The organism is Pseudonocardia sp. HH130629-09 (assembly GCF_001294645.1).
Lineage (GTDB): Bacteria > Actinomycetota > Actinomycetes > Mycobacteriales > Pseudonocardiaceae > Pseudonocardia.
The window spans coordinates 5,686,837-5,707,562 of record NZ_CP011868.1; the positions used below are offsets into that span (position 1 = coordinate 5,686,837).

Consider the following 20,726-nt stretch of genomic DNA (forward strand, 5'->3'; position numbering starts at 1 on the left):
CGACGGCGCGTCACCTCAGCGGACGGCGCGCGCCCGCAGGGCGGTGAGCCCCCCGTCGAGGCGCAGGTCGATCCCGTTCAGCCAGGAGGCCGCGGGCGACAGCACGAACTCGACGACGGCGGCCACCTCCTCGGCGCGCGCGTTGCGCCCGACCAGCCGGCTCGCCTCGTCGAGGGTGGGCATCGTCGCCCGGAAGTCGGCCAGGATCGGGGTCTCGACCGGGCCGGGGCTGACGCTCACCGCCCGGACACCGCGTGGGTGCAGCGTCGCCGCCAAGTCGGCGGCGAGGGCGTGGACCACCTGCTTGGACAGCTGGTACGCGCCGGGACCGTCGAGTGCGGTGGCCTCCAGCGCGGCCTGCAGGTCGTCGTCGCCAAGTGTGAGGTAGCGGTCGAGCTCGTCCGGGGTCGCGGTGCCCCGGTACCCGGCCATCGACGACAGCAGCACCACCGCGGAGCCGGGGGCTAGCAGCGGCGCCAGTGCCCCGACCACCCGGCGGAGCCCGACCACGTTGACCGCGTGCACGACCGGCGGCGGGACGCTCCCGGGCACCCCCGCGACGGCGGCCACCCCGTGCAGCGGGCCCGTGGCGCGGACCGCCGCCACCGCCGCCTCGACCGCGGCCGGGTCGGTGCGGTCGCAGACGAGCGGCTCGGCTCCGTCCGGGACCCCGGAGACCGCGCGGTCGAGGGCGACGACCTCGTGCCCGGACGTGACGAGCCGGTCGGTGAGCGCCGCGCCGATGCCCGATCCGGCACCGGTGACGACGAACCGGCGGACACCGGTCGGGTCGGTGGTCATGGGGCTCCTCGAGGTCGTGGCGGATGCGATCGGCGGGCTTCCGCGGGCTCGGAGTTTATGTATAGTCTCGTTCGCAAAACTGGTCCACAGTCGGACCGGACGTCGGTACGGGATGGAGATCGCCATGGCCGCCTCGACAGAGTGCCCCGTCGGTGGGGTGCGCGGCGTCGACCTGCTCGACGCGGGCGTGTTCGCCGCCGGACGGGACCCGGAGATGTTCCGCGTCCTGCGCGACGGGGCCCCGTTGCACTGGAACCCCGGCCCCGGCGAGGGGGAGGGGTTCTGGTCGGTGACCCGGTACGCCGACGTCGAGGCCGTCGCCAAGGACGCCGACCGTTTCGGCAACGGCCAGGGCACCCAGATCCCGGACCGGCGTGCCGAGGGGAACGGCCCGCGCCAGATCCACAACATGGACGCCCCCGACCACGTGCCGTTCCGCCGGGTCCTGACCTCCACCTTCACCCCGCGGGCGGTGGAGCGGCTGGCGGCACGTGTCGAGGAGGTCACCGGCGCGCTGCTCGACGAGGCGCTCGAGCTCGGCGAGTTCGACTTCGTCAAGGTCATCGCCTCGCGGCTGCCCCTGCTGGTGTTCGCGCCGATGCTGGGGGTGCAGGTCGAGGACGCGGACCTGCTGCTGCGCTGGACCAACGAGTCCTCCAGCGAGGACCCGGAGTACTCCGCGGGCCCGGAGACGGCGGCGCGGGCGCGCGACGAGCTGTTCGCGTACTACGCCGACCTCACCGAGCGGCGACGGGCCTGCCCGGCCGACGACATCGTCAGCACGCTGACCCGGGCCATGCCGAAGGGGGAGCCGCTCACCCAGGAGTGGCTCAACCCGTACTACATGGTGCTGACCGTTGCCGGGAACGAGACCACCCGCAACCTGCTCTCCGGCTCGGTCGCGGCGCTGTCGGAACACGGGCGGTGGGACGAGCTGCGTGCCGGCGGCGCACCGCTGCTGCGGTCGGGGATCGAGGAGATGGTCCGCTGGGTGTCCCCGGTGGTGCACATGCGCCGCACCGCCACCGAGGACGTCGAGCTGCACGGGCAGACCGTGCGGGCCGGGGAGAAGCTCGTGCTGTGGTTCGCCGCCGCCAACCGCGACGAGCGGGTGTTCGACGCCCCGGAGGAGTTCCGCCTGGACCGCACGCCGAACCGGCACCTCGGGTTCGGCGCGGGCCCGCACTACTGCCTGGGGGCCCACCTGGCGCGGATGGAGACCCGGGTCTTCTACGAGCAGGTCCTGGCCCGCGGGATCCGGATCGAGCCGCTCGCCGAGCCCGACCGCCTGCTGTCCAACTGGTTCCACGGGATCAAGCGGCTGCCCGTGCGGGTGACGCAGGGATGACCGCGGCCCCGGGCATCCGGCCGGGTGCGCACCTGGTCGTCGACCGGCTCTGCCACCGCATCGGCGGCGAGTGGGTCGAGGCCGGCGGGGCGCCGATCGCTGTCGGGTCCCCCGCCACCGGCGCGACCGTCGCCCACGTCGGCGGGGGCACCGCCGAGGACGCGGGGCGCGCCGTGACCGTCGCCGTCGCGGCCGGCCCCGCGTGGGCCGACACCCCGGTGGCCCGCCGCGCGGAGATCGTCCGCACCCTCGGGGACCTGCTCGCCGCGCACACCGACGACCTGGCCGGTGTCGTCACCACCGAGGTCGGGATGCCGTACCACCTGGCCGGGCCCGCACAGGTCGCGGTGCCCGCCAGGGTGCTGCACCTGACCGCCGACGCGGCGCTGTCCCACCCGTGGTCCGAGCCGGTCGCCGCGGGCGAGGTGCTGCGGGTCCCGGCCGGGGTGGTCGTCGCTATCACGCCGTGGAACATGCCCCTGCACCAGATCGCGGCGAAGGTCGGGCCCGCACTGGTCGCGGGCTGCACCGTGGTGCTCAAGCCCAGCGAGGTGGCGCCCCTGACCGCGTTCGCCCTGGTCGGACTGGCCGAGGAGGCGGGAGTCCCGCCGGGTGTGCTGAACCTCGTCACCGGCACGGGGCCGGTGGTCGGCGAGGCGCTGGTGCGCGATCCACGGGTCGCGGTCGTCTCGCTGACCGGCAGCGGCCCGTCCGGTGCCCGGGTCGCCGAGCTCGCCGCGCCCGGCATCACCCGGGTCTGTCTCGAGCTCGGAGGCAAGTCGGCCAACGTGCTCCTCGACGACGCCCCGTTCGACCGGGCGGTGCCTGCGGCCGTGGCGCAGGCGTTCTTCAACTCCGGGCAGGCCTGCAACGCCCTCACCCGGCTACTCGTGCCCGCGCACCGGCACGACGAGGTCTGCGACCTGCTCGTCACCGCGGTCCGGGCGCTGACGGTCGGCGACCCCTGGGACGCCGGGACCGATCTCGGCCCGCTGGTGAGCGAACGGCAACTGCGATCGGTGCGCGGGCACGTCGACCGGGCGCGTGCCGACGGTGCCCGCCTGCTCGTCGGCGGCAGCGAGCCCGACCCCGACCTGCCCGAGGGGCACTACCACCGCCCGACCGTGTTCACCGGCGTCGACCCGGGGTCCGCGCTGGCCAGGGAGGAGGTGTTCGGCCCGGTCCTCGCGGTGCTCACCCACCGCGGCGACGACGACGCGGTCCGCCTGGCCAACGACACCGAGTACGGCCTGGCCGCGGGTGTCTGGTCGGGTGACCCGGACCGGGCCCGCGCGGTCGGGCGTCGCATCCGGGCCGGCCAGGTCAAGGTCAACGGCGTCCGCACCCGCGACGGCCTCGACGCGCCCTTCGGCGGTCTGGGTCGGTCCGGTCTGGGCCGGGAGCTGGGCCGGTTCGGGATCGACGAGTACGTGGAGCTCGTCTCCCTGCTCGGGTGACCGCCGCACGCCCCGGGGCTCCGCCCCGGTGGGTACAGTGACGCGACTATCGCATTCGCGCCCGCGTACAGGGCGGCGCGACAGGGGGCCGGAGGTCGGGTGGCCGAGCAGGACAGCGCGCAGCAGGACGCGCCGGAGGCCCCACAGCGCCAGGTCCGGGGCAAGAACGCCCGGGGCATGCGGACCCGCCGGCAGCTCATCGACGCCGCCGCCGACTGCTTCGCCGAGTACGGCTACACCAGTACCCGGATCTCCGACATCGTCTACCGGGCCGGGGTCTCGCAGGGGAACTTCTACCGGCACTTCACCAGCAAGGACGAGATCTTCCTGGAGGCGCTGCGGCCGGGCCTGGACTCGCTCGTCGAGTCCAGCCGGCGCAGCACCGTCGGCGACCGCCTGGACCTGGCGACGATGGAGGAGCTCACCTCGGCCTACCTGGTCTCCTACACCCGCAACCGGCACCTGCTGCGGGTCATGCGGGAGGCCGCGGCCATCCGGTCCGACGAGGGCTTCACCGAGCTCTGGCTGCGCCAGCGCGCGTCGTTCGTCGAACGGACCGCGGGCTGGCTGCGTCGCCTGCACGCCGCCGGACGCATTGCGGAGACCGACTTCGGGCTGCTGGCCGACGTGCTCGGCTCGGCCGTCGAGCAGATGGCCTACGTGCACATCGGCCTGGCCGAACGGGCCCCGCGCCCCGAGGAGCTGCAGCGGCTCGCCCGCGGCGTCGCCGAGGTCTGGCACCGCTCCATCCCGATCCTCGCCGAGGGCCCGCCCGCCGGGTCCTGACCCACCCCGGTCGACCCGATGACTGCTTGGTCGCATCATGGCCGGGCGTCGACGCGTGTCCGGACCGGCCGGAGCTTGTCCGGGCACGCCCCACGCGGTACCTTCGGCTCGTCGTAATGTGAACGAACATTGCAAAACTGAGCGGAGGAAGCGTGTACCCCGCATCGTTCGCGGTCACGGTGCCCGACCGGACCGCCCTCGTCGTGGCGGGCAGCGGTGACGCGGTCACCTACGCCGCGCTCGACGACCGCAGCGCCCGGCTCGCGGGTCTCCTGCACGCGGCCGGCCTGCGCCCGGGCGACACCCTGCTGATCGCCTGTGGCAACGACGTCCGCTGGGGCGAGGTGTTCTGGGCCGCCCGGCGCAGCGGGCTCCACCTCGCCGCGGTCAACCGGCACCTGTCCGCCGCCGAGCTCGTCCCGATGACGGAGGACGCCCGCCCCGCCGCCGTCGTCGCGGGCGGGGCCGGGATCGCGACGGCGCTGGACGGCGCGCTGGCCCGCGCGGGCGTCCCGGTGCCCGCGGTCCGGCTGGTCATCGGCCCGGACGTGCCGTCGGGCTGGACCGGCCACGACGCCGCGGTGGCCGCCGCACCCCGGCTCCCGCGCGACGCCGAGACCACCGGCGGCCGGATCCTCTGGAGCTCGGGCACCACCGGCCGTCCCAAGCCCTTCCGGGTGGCCCCCACGGGCGGCCACCCGGCCGACGGACCGGTCCGCTCGGCCGCCCTCATGCGCAGCCTCGGGTTCCGCACCGAGCCCACCGGCCCGGGTGAGGCCCCCGACGTGCTGCTCGTCGCCGGGCCGGCCCACCACGCGGGCCCGCTCGGCTTCCTGCAGTCGGTCCAGGAGGTCGGCGGCACCGTCGTGCTCATGGATCGCTTCGAGCCCGAGGCCGCGCTCGCCGCGATCGAGCGCCACCGGGTCACCCACAGCCAGTGGGTCCCGACGATGTTCGTGCGCCTGCTCCGCCTGCCCGACGAGGTCCGGAACCGCTACGACCTGTCGTCGCACCGGGTCGCGGTGCACGGCGCCGCGCCGTGCCCGCCGGAGACCAAGCGTGCGGTCCTCGACTGGTGGGGGCCCATCGTGCACGAGTACTACGGCTCGTCGGAGGGCTACGGGCGCACCACCATCGGCCCGCACGAGTGGCGCGAACGCCCCGGGTCGGTCGGGCGTCCGGCCGGGAGCACCGTGCACGTCGCCGACGCGGACGGCCGCCCGCTCGGCCCGGGTGAGGTCGGCGCGGTGTGGTTCGCCCGGCCCGGTGCCGCCGAGCCGCAGCGACGTCCGGACGGCACCGCCGACCTGGCCGCGACACCGGGCTGGGGGACCGCGGGCGACCTCGGCCACGTCGACGCCGACGGCTACCTCTACCTCGACGGCCGCAGCGGCCACACGATCATCACCGGCGGGGTCAACGTGTACCCCCGGGAGGTCGAGGACGTGCTGCTCCCGCACCCGGAGGTCGCCGACGCCGCCGTCGTCGGGCTGCCCGACCCGGAGTTCGGGGAGCGGGTCGTCGCCGTCGTCGTGCCCGCCGCCGACGCCGACCGGACGGGGCTCGCCGATCGGCTCGTCGCGCACTGCCGCGCCCGCCTCGCCGGGTTCAAGACCCCCCGCGAGGTCCGTCTCGTCGAATCCCCGCCGCGCAGCGACGCCGGGAAGGTCAGGATGGGCGAGCTGCGCGCGTCGCTCGTCCCGGAGCCCGCCGGGAGCAGACCGTGGAGCTGATCGTCGTCCGGCACGGGCGTCCGGAGACCGTGCAGGGGCACGTCGCCGGCGCCGACCCCGGTCTCACCGAGGAGGGCCGCCACCAGGCGGACCTGCTGGCCGCACTGCTGACCGGGGCGGCCGGGCTGACCCCCGACCGCATCGTGTCCAGCCCGATGCGCCGAGCGCTGCAGACGGCACACCCGCTCGCCGAGCGCACCGGGCTGTCGGTCGCCGTCGACGACCGGCTCGCCGAGTTCGACCGCGGCGCGCACACCTACGTGCCCGTGGAGCTCAGTGGCACCGACCGGGCCGCCCAGTGGCGGGCGCTCGAGTCCGGCGTCTGGGGCGAGCACCGGTTCGACCCGGAGGCCTTCGAGCAGCGCGTGCTCGCCGCGTTCGAGGACGTCATCGCGGCGAACCCCGGGCAGCGGGTCGCCGTCGTCTGCCACGGCGGTGTGATCAACGCGTTCCTGTCCCGTCTGCTCGGTCGCCGACGCAGCATGTTCGTCCAGCTCGACTACACCTCGTTCAGCAGGTTGCTCGCCTCGAGCGGGGGTGTCCGCCAGCTGCGCAGCATCAACGAGACCCCACACCTGCTCCTCCCGGCCGCCGGGCCGGGGCTGCACAGCCGGTCCGCCTGAACCCCACCATGACCTCGTCGACACCGTTTTGACACCGTCGTCACCACGAACCGGAGGAAGCGCCGTGACCGCCGACACCACCACGTCGCCCGACCTGCTCGTCCTGCACACGCTGCGACTGTCCGGCTTCGTCGCCGCCCCGGTGATCGCCCGCTGGACGGAGCTCGACCACGTGACCGTCGACGCCGCCCTCGCCGCGGCCGCGGAGGCCGGCCGGGTGAAGGAGCGCACCGGACGCGTCGCGGGCTGGACGCTCACCGCCGAGGGGCGCACCGAGCACGCCCGGATGCTGGCCGCCGAGCTGGACGCGTCCGGGGCGCGCGCGGCCGTGGAGCGGGCGGAGGCGCGGTTCCTGGAGCTCAACCAGCCGTTCAAGGAGATCTGCTCGCGCTGGCAGGTCCGTCCCGACGGCACCCCGAACGACCACTCCGACCTCACCTACGACCGTGGTGTCGTCGACGAGCTCGGTGCCCTGCACCCGCGTGCGGTCGAGGTGACCGCCGAGCTCGCGGGGGTGCTGCCGCGGTTCGGCCGCTACCCGCGCGACCTCGCCGCGGCCTGGGAGCGGGTCGACGGCGGCGAGACGACGGCGTTCGCCGCGCCGCTGCAGGAGAGCTACCACGACGTGTGGATGGAGCTCCACCAGGACCTGATGAGCACGCTGGGCCGCGAGCGCGGCGCCGCCGACGGCCACTGAGCCGCACCGCAGACCGTGAGGACGACGATGACCAGCACGGCCACCGCGGCGTCCACCGCCGTGTTCGCCTTCGACCACCCGCACGAGCGGCCCCCGCGCGAGCTGGCCGACCTGCTCGGTGGCAAGGGCGCCGGGCTCGCCGAGATGACCTCGGTGCTCGGCCTGCCGGTGCCCCCGGGCTTCACCCTGGGGCTGTCCGTGTGCGCCGCCCATCGCGCCGGGGGATGGCCCGCCGGGCTCGACGAGGCCATCACCAGGCAGCTGACCGCCCTGGAAGAACGCCTGGGCCGCCGCTTCGGCGACCCGGCCGACCCGCTGCTCCTCGCGGTGCGCAGCGGCGCCCCACGGTCCATGCCGGGGATGCTCGACACCGTCCTCAACCTGGGGCTCGACGAGGCCACCACGGCGGGCCTCGCCGAGGTCTCCGGTGACCCGGTGTTCGCCTGGGAGAGCTACCGGCGGTTCCTCGCCATGTTCGCGACCACGGTGCTCGGGGTCGACCACGCCCTGATCGGGCCCGCCCCCGCCGAGCGCACCGAGGCCGCGCTGCGCGCCGAGGTCGACCGCGTCCGCGCGGTCCTCGACGCCGCGGGGACCCCGGTACCGACCGACCCGCGCGCCCAGCTGCGCGCCGCGGTCGAGGCGGTGTTCCGCAGCTGGGACAGCCCACGCGCCCGCGCCTACCGCGAGCGCGAGGGCATCCCGGACGACCTAGTACTCCAGCCGCACTTCGTGATGTGGGTCTGCGCTAGGCTTTGATCTTGTGCAGGTGGAGGAGGACCTAGAGGCGTGGGCCGGCGGCCTGGACGGGTTGTTCGGGCTGGTGGCGGGGCGGTTCTTCCGGACGGAGCCGCGGCGTCGGGCGCGGGCGTATGTGCGTGGATTGTTGGCGCCGTTGGCCGGGAAGAACGGGTGGACGCTGGCCGAGGTCGCCGGTGACACGACGCCGGACGGGATGCAGCGGCTGCTCAACTCGGCGGCTTGGGACGCCGACGGGATGCGCGATGACCTGCGGGACTACGTCACAGAACACCTCGGCGAGCCCGGCGGGGTGCTGATCGTCGACGAGACCGGGTTCCTGAAGAAGGGGGCCAAGTCGGCCGGGGTGCAGCGCCAGTACTCCGGCACTGCGGGCCGGGTGGAGAACTGCCAGCTCGGGGTGTTCTGCGCCTATGCCAGCGGCAGGGGCCGCACGTTGATCGATCGTGAGCTTTACCTGCCCAGGTCGTGGACCGGTGATCGGGAACGTTGCCGGGCTGCGGCGGTGCCCGACGAGGTCGAGTTCGCCACCAAGACCGTGCTGGCCAAGCAGATGCTCGGCCGGGCCCTCGACGCTGGTGTCCCGGCGTCGTGGGTGGCTGCGGACGAGGCCTACGGTCAGGACTACAAGTTCCGCTCCTGGTGCGAGAAGCGCCGGATCGGCTACGTCGTCGCCGTGCCCCGCAGTCAGTCGATCCCGCTCTCGCTCGAGGCTGACATCGCCGGGCTGGCCGGGTCACGACGCGCCGACGACCTGGTCGCTCGCGCGCCGGAGCAGGCGTGGAAGCGCCGCTCGGCGGGGGACGGGGCGAAGGGTGAGCGGCTCTACGACTGGGCCGTGGCCAGCCTGTCTCCGCCACCGGAGGCGCCCGCCGGGTGGGGGCGCTGGCTGCTGGTGCGCCGTCAGATCCTCACCGACACCCAGATCGCCGCCGGTGACGAGCCGGAGTTGGCCTACTACCTGTGCGCAGGCCCGCCCGGCACCAGTGACGACGACCTCATCCGGGTCGCCGGCGCCCGGTGGGCGATCGAGGAGTGCTTCCAGACCGCGAAGAACGAGGTCGGGCTCGACCAGTACCAGGTGCGGCGTTACGACGCCTGGTACCGCCACATCACCCTGGCCATGCTCGCCCACGCCTACCTCTCGGTCACCGCGGCGATCGCCCCAAAAGACCTGGCAGCGGGCTCATCCCGCTCACCCTCGCCGAGATCCGACGTCTCCTGGCATCTCTGATCCACATCCCCGCCCGCACCGTGGGCTGGGCCTGGTCGACCTGGCGTCGCCGTCACCAACACCGAGCCCGCGAAAGCCACTACCGACGACGAAGACGGGCCTGTCTCGTGATCGGTGTTTCGGCGTCGTTGCTCAGTAGGTCTCGGCTCCCGGCCAGCGGTCACCGAACGTGATGGCGAACGCGTTGATCACGGGCTTCCAACGCATCGTCCACCTCGTGCGGCCCGTCCCGGTCGGGTCCAGGCTGCGAGTCACAAGATACAAGCATTTCATCGCAGCCTGCTCAGTGGGGAAATGACCACGCGCCCGCACCGCGCGCCGGTAGCGGGCGTTAAGCGATTCGATCGCATTCGTAGAGCAGATCACCCTTCGAATCTCGACGTCGTAGTCCAAGAACGGCACGAACTCTTCCCACGCGTTGCGCCATAGCCGGATCATCGCCGCGTACTTACGGCCCCATTTCTCGTCGAGCTCATCCATAGCGATAAGTGCTGCATTCGGGTTGGGCGCGGCATAGATTGGTTTGATGTCGCGCTTCACCGCGTCCCAGTCCTGTCGACCCACCAGCCGGAAAGTGTTTCGGATCAGGTGCACGACGCAGGTTTGGACAATGGTTTGCGGCCACACGTTGGCCACGACCTCCGGGAGTCCTTTGAGGCCGTCGCAGACCAGGAACAGCACGTCACGCACGCCGCGGTTCTTCAGGTCGACCAGCACGCTCATCCAGAACTTCGCGCCCTCACTGCCGACGCCCATCCACAGCCCCAGCACGTCCTTGCAGCCGTCCACGGTGACGCCGATGGCTGCGTAGACCGGCCGGTTGGCGACCTGCCCGTCCCGGACCTTGACGTGGACAGCGTCGATGAACACCGCGGCGTACACCGAATCCAACGGCCGACCAACCCAGTCATTCATCTCGGCGACGACCTTGTCGGTGATCCGCGAGACCGTCTCCTTCGATACTGACGCCCCATAGATGTCAGCGAAATGTGCGGAAACCTCCCCGGTCGTCATCCCTTTCGCATACAGCGACAGTACGACCTCGTCGACATCTGTGAGGCGCCGCTGACGCTTCTTCACGATCTGCGGCTCGAAAGTGCTGGCCCTGTCTCTCGGAACGTCGATCTCCACGTCACCCGCGGCATCCGAGAGAACCGTCTTCGAGCGGGACCCGTTCCGCACGTTGGTGGATTCCCGGCCGGGGTCGGCCCGGTTCTTGTCGTGCCCGAGGTGCTCGGTCATCTCCTCGTTCAGCGCCGTTTCCAGAACATTCTTGGTAAAGAGCTTCAACAGGCCGTCCGGGCCGGTCAACGCCAGCCCGCGCGCCTTCGCCTCGGCCACCATCGCCGCCGCAGCGGCCCGCTCCGCCGACGCCTGCCGAGCAGGCTTCGGGTCACCCTCGCTTGGATCCACAAGGTCCGATGTCATCACTGTCCGTGCCCATCTCGCCGGACCTCAGCCCGGCGTGTCGGGCCGAAAACACCGATCTTGAAACAGTCCCGCCGCGCCGGTCAACCCACCCATGGGCCTGCTTGCCTCGCTTGTCGGGGGTCACAGTGAGCCTTTTTCAACCTGACCAGCGAGCTTCTGCGTCAGGAGATCGCGAAGGTTGCAGCGCAACTGCTCTGACCCGAATCCGCGAGTAGCGCTGGTGTCCGGACTGGGGAGATGGCGATAGGTGCCCGCTGACCTGCGATGATCGTGTTTGCGACGACACGACATTGCGGGTTGAGAGGACACCTATCAGGTGCGAACAGTACGCAAGCGACGCCCGCGGTGTGCGCGGGTGCGTCTCGGCGCGCCGGACGCGGCGCTGACCAGGTTCTCCGGGCTGGCCGCGGTGACCGAACTGATCGACCGGCTCGGGATCATCGACAAGCTCGACGCCGCGGTCGGGCCCATCAAGGACCGCGACCGCGGGTGCAGCGCCGGGCAGATGCTGGTCGGCATGTCGGCGGCGCAGCTGTGCGGGGAGGACTTCCTGGTCGGGCTGGACCGGCACCGCGCCGACACCGCCGGGCAGGCACTCACGCCGGTGCCGGGGTTGGCGTCCACGACCGCCGCCGGGCTCGCGCGCAAGTTCATCGAGGGGCAGTGGGCGGCGGTGGAGACCGGGCTCGGTGACGTGCACACCACCGCGCTGGACCTGCTCGCCCAGGTCGACCCGGACCGGGCCGAGCAGCTGACGGCGGACGTGACGATCGATCTGGACACCACCGATGTCGAGGTTTACGGCCGGCTCAAGCAGGGCGTGGCGTTCAACCACCAAGGCCAGCGGGTCGCCCGCCCGCACGTCGCGACCTGGGCCGACACCGCGGTGGTGCTGGCCGCTGACCTCGGTTCGGGCCGGGATGACCCCCGCGCCACCAGCGCCGAGCTGTTCTACCGGGCGCTGGCCGCGCTCCCCGCGCAGGCGCGGGCGGGGCGAGTCCGCGTGCGTGCGGACGCGGGCTACTTCGCCGGGCAGCTCGCCCGCGCAGCCCTGTTCGTCGGCGTGGAGTTCGCCATCGGCGCCCGACGCATCGCGCCGCTGTGGCGCATCCTCGACGGCGTCGCGGCCGACGGGTGGACCGACGCGATCGACATGACCGGCGCGCAGGTCGCGGTGGCCGACTATTGCCCGAACTGGTGGCCCGCAGCGACCCAGCTGCTGATCCGTCGGGTCCGGCTCGACCTGGACCACGGCCAGGTCTCCGGTGACCCGCGAGCGCGGCGCCGACGCACCCTGCACCCCGCCCAGCGGGCGCTCCCGCTCGACGACCTCGCTACGGTGGCCAAGGTCGACGGGGTGTTCGCCTACTCGTTCATCGTGACCAACCTCGACGTCTCCACACCTGCCGCAGCCGCGCAGGCCGAGTACTGGTACCGCCACCGCACGAAGGTGGAGAACCTGTTCCGCGACACCAAGCACGGCGCCGCGCTGCGCCACCTCCCCTCCGGACACCTCGCGGTGAACCGAGCCTGGATGTGGGGCGCACTCCTGGCCGCCACCACCAGCGGGTGGCTGCACCACCTCACCGCCCGCACCCGCGACGGGCGCCTGGTCGGGCACGGCGTCCGCGGCGGCCAGGCCATGATCGCCACCCTGCGCCGGCGGCTGATCACCATCCCCGCCCGCCTCGTGCGCCACGCCCGCGGCCTCACCCTGCGCCTACCACCCGGCGAGCACCTACTCGCCGAGGTCCTCGCCCGCGTCCGCGCCCTGCCCGCTCCGTCCTGACCCGGCCGCACCGGCCCCGACCAGCACAGGAACCCGCCACCCGAGGCGACACTCGGGCCGCCCGCTTGCCCACCACCCAACTCCCGACCCAAGCAACATCAACTTTGGCCGACCAAGATCAGCTCATAGCCTACTCGCGGATTCGGGTCAGAAGGCTCACGAACCGCCGGCCGGTGCTGAACGCGTGCTCCATACCGCTGGCGACTCCTGGCATTGCCGAAATAGTGTCCTGTCGGCGGGACAGTCGTCGTCGACAGCCATTGAGCCTTTTTCAACCTGCCGTTCCGGCAGCTCAGGGGCCTGGTTGTGTGGGTGCAGACGCCGAGCTAGCGAGCCGGTGACCTGTGCAGCTGTGGTCAGAGCAGTTGCGCTGCAACCTTCGCGATCTCCTGACGCAGAAGCTCGCTGGTCAGGTTGAAAAAGGCTCATTGACATACCGGATGGCAAGGGCGGAGCGGCCGGGTGGACGGCAAAGGCGGAACTCCCTGAGCGAGCTGGCCCCCGCACTCGAAAACACGCGAGTATCCGCGCAGACGACTGGCGATAAATCCGCTGGAGGAACCTGAATGTGCACCTGCAAAAGCGACGTATACGACGTGGTCGGAATCGGATTCGGCCCGTCCAACCTGTCACTCGCGATCGCACTCGGCGAGCATCAGGGAAATCGGGCGGGCCACCCGGTCAAGGCGGCGTTCTTCGAGCGCCAGCAGTCGTTCGGGTGGCACCGCAACATGCTGCTGCCCGAGACAACAATGCAGATCTCCTTCATGAAAGACCTGGTGACGTTCCGCAACCCGCGTTCACGGTTCAGCTTCGTCAACTATCTGCACGAGTCGGGACGCCTCACACAGTTCTGTAACAATCAGGACTTCTTTCCGACCCGGCAGGAGTTTCATCGGTATCTCGAGTGGGTCGGATCGAGCTTCGACGATCAGGTCTCCTACGATTCCGAGGTGCTGGGCGTCACCCTCGCACCTGAACCGTGTGAGTGCGCCCAGCTCTACCTGAAGCTGGAGATCAGCAACGGCGCTATCGGCGCCACAGAGATAGTGAACGCACGAAACATCTCGATATCCACGGGACTGGTCCCAAAGGTACCGGACAACGTCCCGACTGGCGACCGAATTTGGCACAGCTCACAGTTCCTGGAAAAGCTCCGGGACGTCGACCCAGCCGATCTGCGCAACGTGGCCGTCGTCGGAGGCGGGCAGAGCGCTGCGGAAATTGCGCGTTACCTGCACGCCACGCTCCCAGAAGCGCAGATCTACGCGATCGTCCCGTCCTACGGCTACTCCGTCGCCGACGACACACCGTTTGCAAACCAGGTCTTCGACCCGGAGGCCGTCGACGACTACTACTTCGGAAGCGACGAGACCCGCGACGCGTTTTGGCGCTACCACCGCAACACGAACTACTCCGTCGTGGACGACGACATCATCCGGGACCTGCACCGCGCCTCGTACGCTGAGCAGGTGACAGGGGAGCGGCGCCTGCACTTTCTCAACCTGACCCGGGTCCGTGCGGTCACCCGCAACGGTGCGACCAACCGGGTCTCACTGCACTCGCTGATCGATCGGGAGACGCGCGAGCTCGACATCGACGCGCTCGTGCTCGCGACCGGCTACACCGAGATGACGCCGACCGGGCTCATCGGCGACGTGGACCACTTCTGCCACCGCGACCCCGAGGGTCGGTACCGGATCGAACGCGACTACCGGCTGATGACCGACCCGGAGTTTCCCTGCGGTATCTATCTGCAGGGAGGCACGGAGCACACGCACGGCCTGACGTCGTCGCTACTGTCCAACGTTGCTGTCCGCGGCGGCGAAATCGCCGACTCGGTCATCACACGCACCCGCGCAGACGCGCCCACCATGCAGCGCTCCACCCGACGGATCGAGCAGGCGTGGGAGCGCGCCGGCTGACCTGGCCTCCGCACGACCAGACGCCCACGGCCCCGGGACTCCACAGAGTCCCGGGGCCGTTCCGCGTTACGGGGCTGTCCGGACAGCGTCGTGCATCCGGATCGCGGCTCGGCGACTGGCACGAAACCGGATCCGGACATGGGAGCGGAAGTCCGAGCCTCCCGGACCGGAGGTCCGGGAGGCCGGTTCCCCCGAAGGGGAACGACCGGGAGCACGCACCCGGGGGGACGGAGCGCGAACTCCCGGGGACCTACTTGTCGCCCGCGAGCGTGACCACCTGGGCGTTGTCGCCGGTCACCATGTCCTCGTTTCCGGCGCCATCGTCGACCACCGTGTTGCGGACCAGCAGGGACAGGAGACCGGCCACGACGGTGGCCCCAGCGGCCACGATGAACACGGTGTCCAGACCGTTCAGGAACGTGTCGTGCGCGGCAATGGTGACCATCTCGGCCACCCGGGCCGCCTCGGGCACACCCTGGGCGGACAGCTGCTGCTGCAGCGCCTCCTGCGTGGCCGGCTCGAAACCGAGCGCAACACCCGCCTGGATCTGCGGGTCCGAGCCCAGCTGTGCAGCCAGCGCGACGCCCTGGGCGCCGAGCGCGTCCCGCAGCGCGTCGGGCAACCGGGCCGCGACGACTGAGGCGATGATGCTCCCGAACACTGCGATGCCGAGCGTCCCGCCGAGCTGCTGGGTGGACTGCTGGATTCCGGAGGCGACTCCTGCCTTGTCGACCGGGGCGCTCCCGATCACCACGCCAATGGCCGGAACCAACATGAACCCGGCACCGAATCCGGCGAGTAGCAGCGCGGGCGCCATCCACAGCAGCGTCGTAGAAGCGTCCAGCGTCAGGAGCCAGATCAGCGAGACCACGGTGCAGGCCGCGCCGAACAGGAGTGTCAGGCGGTTGCCCCATGCGCTCGTGGCCCAGCCGGCCATCGGTGAGGCCGCGGTGAACACCGCGGTCAATGGCAGCAGGGCCACACCGGTCATGACCGCACTGCGGCCCTGCACGCCCTGCAGGAAGAACGTCAGGTAGAAGAGAATCGCGAAGAATGCGAGCATGGTGACAACCATCAGCACGCAACCGACCGAGAACGACCGGTCACGGAACAGCGACAGCGGCATCATCGGATGCTTACGCCGCTTCTCGATCATGACGAACAGCGCCACCAGCGCCAGGCCCAGCACCGCGGACCCGATTGTGCTCACCGACAGCCAACCCGCGGTCTGAGCATTCGAGATGGCCCACACCACACCAAGCATCGCCGCGGTCAGGGTCACCGCCCCCGGGATGTCGAGGGGCTCCTTGTCCTGCGGCGCGGACTCGCGCAGGACCAGGAAGCCGATCAGGATGCCGACCACGCCGAGCGGGAGGTTGATGAAGAACACCCACTCCCAGCTGGCGTACTCGACCAGCACACCGCCGAGCATGGGTCCGCCGGCCAGCGCTGCAGCGGTCACTGCTCCGAACACTCCGAGAGCCCGTGGCAGCTTGTCCGCCGGGAACACCGCGCGCAGCAGCGCCAGACCAGCCGGCCCCAGCAGGCCCGCGAAGACCGCCTGCAGGACCCGCGCCCCGATCAGGAACTCGACCGATCCCGCGAGCCCGCACAGCAACGAGGCCAACGAGAAGCCACCGATGCCGATCAAGAAGGCCCGTTTGCGGCCGATCCGGTCCGCCACTGTCCCGGCTGGAATCAGCAGTGCCGCGAACACCAGCAGGTAAGAGGTCGTGACCCACTGGATACCCGCGGGTGACGCATTCAGGTCGGCGGCGATCGCCGGGTTCGCCACGCTCACCACGGTGCCGTCGATCTGCACCACCATGATCCCGAGCGCGACGGCCAGGAGGCTCCACCACGCCCTCGCGGGCGTCCGTCCCCCTTCAGCCTTGTCCGGGCTCGGTGCCCGGGCCTTGTCGACAGTCATCAAACTCACCTCACGAACACTCACGCCGTCTCGGTCTCGCACACTGTACGACACACTTGTACAGTGTGCGAGGGGTGGGCGCGAGTTATCTTGCACGCTGTTCGATGAGGAAGAGGGCCGTCCTCTCGCACGACGTTCGACCTGGTGACTAGACTGGGCCTATGGCGGTGGACAGATTGAGCCGGGAGCAGATCGTCTGCGCCGCAATCGAGCTGCTCGACGCCGATGGCGTCGACGGCCTGAGCATGCGTCAGCTCGGGAGCCGTCTCGGTTCGGGGGCCACCTCGGTCTACTGGCACGTGGGCAACAAGGACAACCTCGTGGCGCTGGCCGCGGATGCCGTGTTCGGCGAAGTCGACCTTCCTGACCCGGCCGAGATCGGATGGCGCGACGCCATCGTTGCCAGCTCGCACGGGCTGCGGAACGTGATCCTGCGCCACCGGTGGCTGATTCCGGTCCTTGGCGCGCACCCGACCATCAACGGCAAGCACATCGCCAGCTATCAGAATCATGCGCTCACTGAGCCTTTTTCAACCTGCCGTTCCGGCAGCTCAGGGGCCTGGTTGTGTGGGTGCAGACGCCGAGCTAGCGAGCCGGTGACCTGTGCAGCTGTGGTCAGAGCAGTTGCGCTGCAACCTTCGCGATCTCCTGACGCAGAAGCTCGCTGGTCAGGTTGAAAAAGGCTCACTGCGTGCGAGCTCGCGGGCTTCAGTGGGCACGACCTGGACTGGGCCGGCGGCACCGTGCTCGCCTTCGTTGTCGGTGCTGTATGGGGAGAGACGTCCTCGACGGCGCCCGCGCTCGGGGAAAACGCAGGCGGCGACGCCGTCGCGCAGGCCCGTGAGCACGCACGGGAACATCCGAAGCTGCTCGAGCGCTACGACGCCCTCATGAAGGCCGACCCCGAAGAGGTCCGAGAGCAGAGCTTCACGTTCGGTCTTCGGACGATTCTCGACGGACTCGCAGCTCAGCTGAGGAACACCGCCACCTCAAACTGAGTCCTAGGGGTTTGCACCGAGCGACCCCTTCCAGCGTCAACTCCTGCGCACGGACGCCTGGCGCCTGTGCCGCTTTGACATGCGCATGATGCGGTCCCGTTGCGGCGGGATCTGCCACGGACATCACTCGTACAGCGTGCGAGTCTCCTGCTACGGTGCTACTCGCACAGTGTACGAGTTCCGGCTCGGGCCCCTTGGGCGTCGCCGGACACGCCCGTCCTTCCGCGAGCGGCAGCCGCCGTCCACGCCCGTACCCCACCGGAGAATGTCGTGGCCCCCACCGACCTGAACACACAACTGACCGACATCGTCGAGCGCCACCCTGTACCCGGCGCCGCTCTCGGGATTTGGCACGAGGGCGATGTCCGGTTCGCTTTCCACGGATACACCAATGTCGAGAACCCCCTTCCGGTGAACAGCAGGACCCGGTTCCAGATCGGCTCGATCAGCAAGACGTACGCGGTGACGGCGGTAATGCGGCTCGTGTCCGACGGCGTCGTCACACTCGACGATCCAGTCCGGCAGCATGTGCCCGAGCTGCGACTGGCCGACCAGGCGGCGCTCGAGACCCTCGTCGTTCGCAACCTGCTCAACCACACGGCCGGCTGGGACGGCTCCATGACCTCTGGGTGCCGCGACATCGATGCGCCACTGAAGGAGTTCGTCCACTGCATCAATGAGCTGGAGCAGCTCGACCCACCCGGAGCCCGGGTGGCCTACAACAACAGCGGCGTCGCGCTGGCCGGGCGGCTCTTGGAGAACGTCACAGGACAGGACTACGAGGACGCCATCCGATCACTCTTGCTCGAGCCGATCGGGTTGAACCGGACTGGCTTCACCACCGATGACCTGGTGGCAGAACGCTGCACAGTCGGCCACCAGGAGAACGATGACGGCAACTTCCATGTGGCGCGACCCTGGCGGTGGCCGCGGGCGGCCAACCCTGAAGGAGGGTTGGTCTCAAGCCTCGGCGACCAGCTGGCTTGGGCGGCATTCCACCTTGGGGATGGCACCACCGAGGACGGCTCGCGCCTAATCAAAGGCTCGCACCTGGCGGCCATGCGCCGCCCGACCAAGTGCTTGGTCGGAAGCTCGCTCGGGGACGCGGTCGGGCTCGGCTGGTTCCTGACCGAGATCGACGGGACCCTCGTCGCATCGCATCCGGGGAGCACGAACGGCCAGCACGCCGAGCTGTTGCTGGTGCCGGAGCACCGATTTGCCGTGGCCGTCGCTACGAACGGTGCTCCGAGCGGGATGAGATTCCTACGGGAGACGACGAACGCCGTCCTTGCCGACCACCTGGGTCTACACCGACCCCGACCGCAGCTGCGTCCCTACAACACGGATCGCGACGGAGATGTGGCCGGTGTGTTCGCCAGCAGTCTGCTGCGTCTGGAGGTTAGCGTCGACGACGACGGGGAGCTGCACATGTCGTTGGCTCTGCGGTCCGGCGACGAGATCGTCGCTTCCGACGGCATCGAGTCGTGTCGGCTCGGTGTTCTGTCCGGCGACCGCGGCGAGTTCCTTGTACTAGATGGGGCGCTCGAGGGACTAATGGGCGCATTCGTTCGCGACGCGAACGGCACGGTCACCGAGCTAAGCCTCGACACACGCCTGCATCAGCGCGCCGTCTAGTCCCGGGCCGTGATGCCGCGTCGCACTCGCAGCAGACGGCTGAGGTCGTCGAGCGGGCCCCGTCCGCATCATCGCCCACCAGGCCCGGACACGCTTGGCACAGACCGGACGCGGCGCTGTCGCACTCAGCTGACTGACTCGAGTACAGGCTGGTCCGGGTGTACCAGGACGGCGTCAAACGCCGCGTATGCGACGTGGGGCCGGTGACGGCGGTCCCCGTAAGAAAGCGACGACGTAGAGTCCACCAGATCCGATTTCTCACTAGCCTCACCAAGGTCCAGTAATCGCGAACAGGGTGCCGGGCTGCTGAATGCCAGCGAACAGCACCCGCCCGTCGGGAGAGAAGGTGGGACCGGTGAACTCCGAGCCCATCTGGCTGCGCGCGATCGCGAACACGTCCCCGTCGGCCGTGACGCCGGCGAGGTGGTTGTCGCCGTCTCCGTCGGTGGACACGATCAGTCCGCCGAACGGGGCGGCGACGATGTTGTCCGGGGCCTCGACGGTCTCCCCGCCGGCCTCGACGGCGAACACCGTGGTGAGAGTCAGGCTGGAGGCCTTGGGGTTGTAGTGCCAGATCTGGCCGCGGTGGGAGTCGGAGTAGCTGGACACCAGATAGGCGCCGGCGGCGCCGTCATGGGCGGCCCACCAGGCGCCCTCCAGCTTCTTCGCCCGGGTGATCCCGTCGAGGGAGCGCACCGAGCTCTGGGCGGCGTCGCGGTCGGTGACCGGCACCCACTTCACGGTGTAGGCGGTGCCGACGGCGTCGGCCTGGTCGAGGTCGGTGACGAGGTTGCCGGAGCGGTCGGTGGCCGCCATCGCGGCGAGCTCGCCGGCGTCGGCGTCGAGGGCCTTGAGCGCGCCGCTGCGGCCGCGGAACCCGGCGGGTGGTGCCCACCGGTAGACGGTGCCGTAGGGGTCCGAGGTGTCCTCGGTGAGGTAGATGGTGAGGGTGTCGGGGTCGACGCAGCAGGCCTCGTGGACGAACCGGCCGAGGGCCTTGATCGGCTGTGGGTCCTGGTTGGCCTGCAGGTTGACCGGGTCGACCTCGAAGACGTAGCCGTGCCCGTTCTTGTCGGTCTCCTCGCAGGTCAGCCAGGTTCCCCAGGGGGTGACACCGCCGGCGCAGTTGGTGGAGGTGCCGGCGAGGGCGACGGTCTCCCAGATGAGCTCGCCGTTGGGGGTGGTCTTGACGACGGTGCAGCCGCCGCCTGCGTCGTCGCGCCAGGTGTAGCCGCGCAGGTGCGGGACGGCGCCGTCGTCGTCGGGGCCCCCGCGGACCTCGTGGTTGAGCACCACGAGCACGTTCCCGTCCGGCGCGGCGAACGCCGCGGCGCCGTCGTGGATCCCGGGCGAGGGGTGCTCGGAGTACAGGCGGGTCTTCCCAGCCTGGGTGACCACGCGGTAGGAGAAGCCCTCGGGCAGCGCGAGCATGCCCTTCGGGTCATCGACGAGCGGCCCGTACCCGGCCGCCGCGACAGGCTGCGCAGCGCCGCCCCCTCGGCCGAGCAGCCCATGGACAGGTCCGGTCACCGCGACGCCGAGACCGACTTGCCCGCTACGACGTAGAAACCGACGTCTGT

17 protein-coding genes are annotated in these 20,726 nt (G+C 70.6%); 13 read left to right on the plus strand and 4 right to left on the minus strand.

Going from position 1 to position 20,726, the window contains the following annotated elements; genetic code table 11:
• Positions 1-15 precede the first annotated feature (15 nt).
• Positions 16-801 (minus strand): SDR family oxidoreductase, encoded by a 786-nt coding sequence (locus tag XF36_RS26600; protein WP_060714079.1) that lies wholly within the window; start codon positions 799-801, stop codon positions 16-18.
• 124 nt (positions 802-925) lie between these two features.
• Between XF36_RS26600 and XF36_RS26605 the strand changes: the two genes are divergently transcribed.
• The 8 genes from XF36_RS26605 to XF36_RS26640 all read left to right on the plus strand — a co-directional run bounded on the left by XF36_RS26605 (position 926) and on the right by XF36_RS26640 (position 9,438).
• Entirely contained in the window at positions 926-2,149 is a 1,224-nt protein-coding gene (locus XF36_RS26605; protein ID WP_060714999.1) for a cytochrome P450, read from the plus strand.
• Positions 2,146-3,606 carry an aldehyde dehydrogenase family protein gene (locus XF36_RS26610; RefSeq protein ID WP_082375671.1) on the plus strand — a complete coding sequence of 487 codons (1,461 nt, stop codon included), beginning with the start codon at positions 2,146-2,148 and terminating at the stop codon, positions 3,604-3,606. Before XF36_RS26605 ends, XF36_RS26610 begins: the two co-directional genes overlap by 4 nt.
• 99 nt (positions 3,607-3,705) lie before the next feature.
• Entirely contained in the window at positions 3,706-4,392 is a 687-nt protein-coding gene (locus XF36_RS26615) for a TetR/AcrR family transcriptional regulator (protein WP_060714080.1), read from the plus strand.
• A 152-nt stretch (positions 4,393-4,544) separates the two neighbouring features.
• Positions 4,545-6,125: an AMP-binding protein gene (locus XF36_RS26620; RefSeq protein WP_060714081.1), complete on the plus strand. Its 1,581-nt coding sequence runs from the start codon at positions 4,545-4,547 to the stop codon at positions 6,123-6,125.
• On the plus strand, positions 6,116-6,748 hold the full coding sequence (locus tag XF36_RS26625; RefSeq protein ID WP_060714082.1) for a histidine phosphatase family protein: 633 nt from the start codon (positions 6,116-6,118) through the stop codon (positions 6,746-6,748). Before XF36_RS26620 ends, XF36_RS26625 begins: the two co-directional genes overlap by 10 nt.
• A 64-nt stretch (positions 6,749-6,812) precedes the next feature.
• Entirely contained in the window at positions 6,813-7,445 is a 633-nt protein-coding gene (locus XF36_RS26630) for a hypothetical protein (protein WP_060714083.1), read from the plus strand.
• 27 nt (positions 7,446-7,472) lie between these two features.
• Positions 7,473-8,204, plus strand: a complete 732-nt coding sequence (locus XF36_RS26635) for a PEP/pyruvate-binding domain-containing protein (protein WP_060714084.1) — start codon at positions 7,473-7,475, stop codon at positions 8,202-8,204.
• Between the two features lie 10 nt (positions 8,205-8,214).
• Entirely contained in the window at positions 8,215-9,438 is a 1,224-nt protein-coding gene (locus XF36_RS26640; protein WP_082375830.1) for an IS701 family transposase, read from the plus strand.
• 132 nt (positions 9,439-9,570) lie between these two features.
• Here XF36_RS26640 and XF36_RS26645 read toward each other — a convergent pair whose 3' ends face one another.
• Positions 9,571-10,782, minus strand: a complete 1,212-nt coding sequence (locus tag XF36_RS26645) for an IS256 family transposase (protein WP_238589343.1) — start codon at positions 10,780-10,782, stop codon at positions 9,571-9,573.
• A 442-nt stretch (positions 10,783-11,224) separates the two neighbouring features.
• Here XF36_RS26645 and XF36_RS26650 point away from each other — a divergent pair, with 442 nt between their 5' ends.
• Together XF36_RS26650 and XF36_RS26655 are read left to right on the plus strand one after the other, a co-directional pair.
• Complete coding sequence (locus tag XF36_RS26650; protein WP_060710862.1) at positions 11,225-12,658, plus strand: IS1380 family transposase; 1,434 nt, start codon at positions 11,225-11,227, stop codon at positions 12,656-12,658.
• A 596-nt stretch (positions 12,659-13,254) separates the two neighbouring features.
• Positions 13,255-14,583, plus strand: a complete 1,329-nt coding sequence (locus XF36_RS26655) for a lysine N(6)-hydroxylase/L-ornithine N(5)-oxygenase family protein (protein ID WP_238589031.1) — start codon at positions 13,255-13,257, stop codon at positions 14,581-14,583.
• Positions 14,584-14,833: 250 nt separating this feature from the next.
• Here XF36_RS26655 and XF36_RS26660 read toward each other — a convergent pair whose 3' ends face one another.
• Entirely contained in the window at positions 14,834-16,513 is a 1,680-nt protein-coding gene (locus XF36_RS26660) for an MFS transporter (protein ID WP_064485699.1), read from the minus strand.
• Between the two features lie 161 nt (positions 16,514-16,674).
• Here XF36_RS26660 and XF36_RS26665 point away from each other — a divergent pair, with 161 nt between their 5' ends.
• The 3 genes from XF36_RS26665 to XF36_RS26675 all read left to right on the plus strand — a co-directional run bounded on the left by XF36_RS26665 (position 16,675) and on the right by XF36_RS26675 (position 19,146).
• Positions 16,675-17,190: a TetR family transcriptional regulator gene (locus XF36_RS26665; protein ID WP_060714087.1), complete on the plus strand. Its 516-nt coding sequence runs from the start codon at positions 16,675-16,677 to the stop codon at positions 17,188-17,190.
• Between the two features lie 66 nt (positions 17,191-17,256).
• Complete coding sequence (locus tag XF36_RS26670; RefSeq protein ID WP_060714088.1) at positions 17,257-17,511, plus strand: TetR/AcrR family transcriptional regulator C-terminal domain-containing protein; 255 nt, start codon at positions 17,257-17,259, stop codon at positions 17,509-17,511.
• Positions 17,512-17,781: 270 nt separating this feature from the next.
• Positions 17,782-19,146 carry a serine hydrolase domain-containing protein gene (locus XF36_RS26675; RefSeq protein WP_060714089.1) on the plus strand — a complete coding sequence of 455 codons (1,365 nt, stop codon included), beginning with the start codon at positions 17,782-17,784 and terminating at the stop codon, positions 19,144-19,146.
• A 267-nt stretch (positions 19,147-19,413) separates the two neighbouring features.
• On the opposite strand, the gene XF36_RS26680 is transcribed toward XF36_RS26675, so the two are convergent.
• The gene (locus tag XF36_RS26680) at positions 19,414-20,577 is read right to left on the minus strand and encodes an alkaline phosphatase PhoX (RefSeq protein ID WP_238589032.1); all 1,164 of its coding nucleotides are present in this window, start codon (positions 20,575-20,577) and stop codon (positions 19,414-19,416) included.
• Between the last annotated feature and the right edge of the window lie 149 nt (positions 20,578-20,726).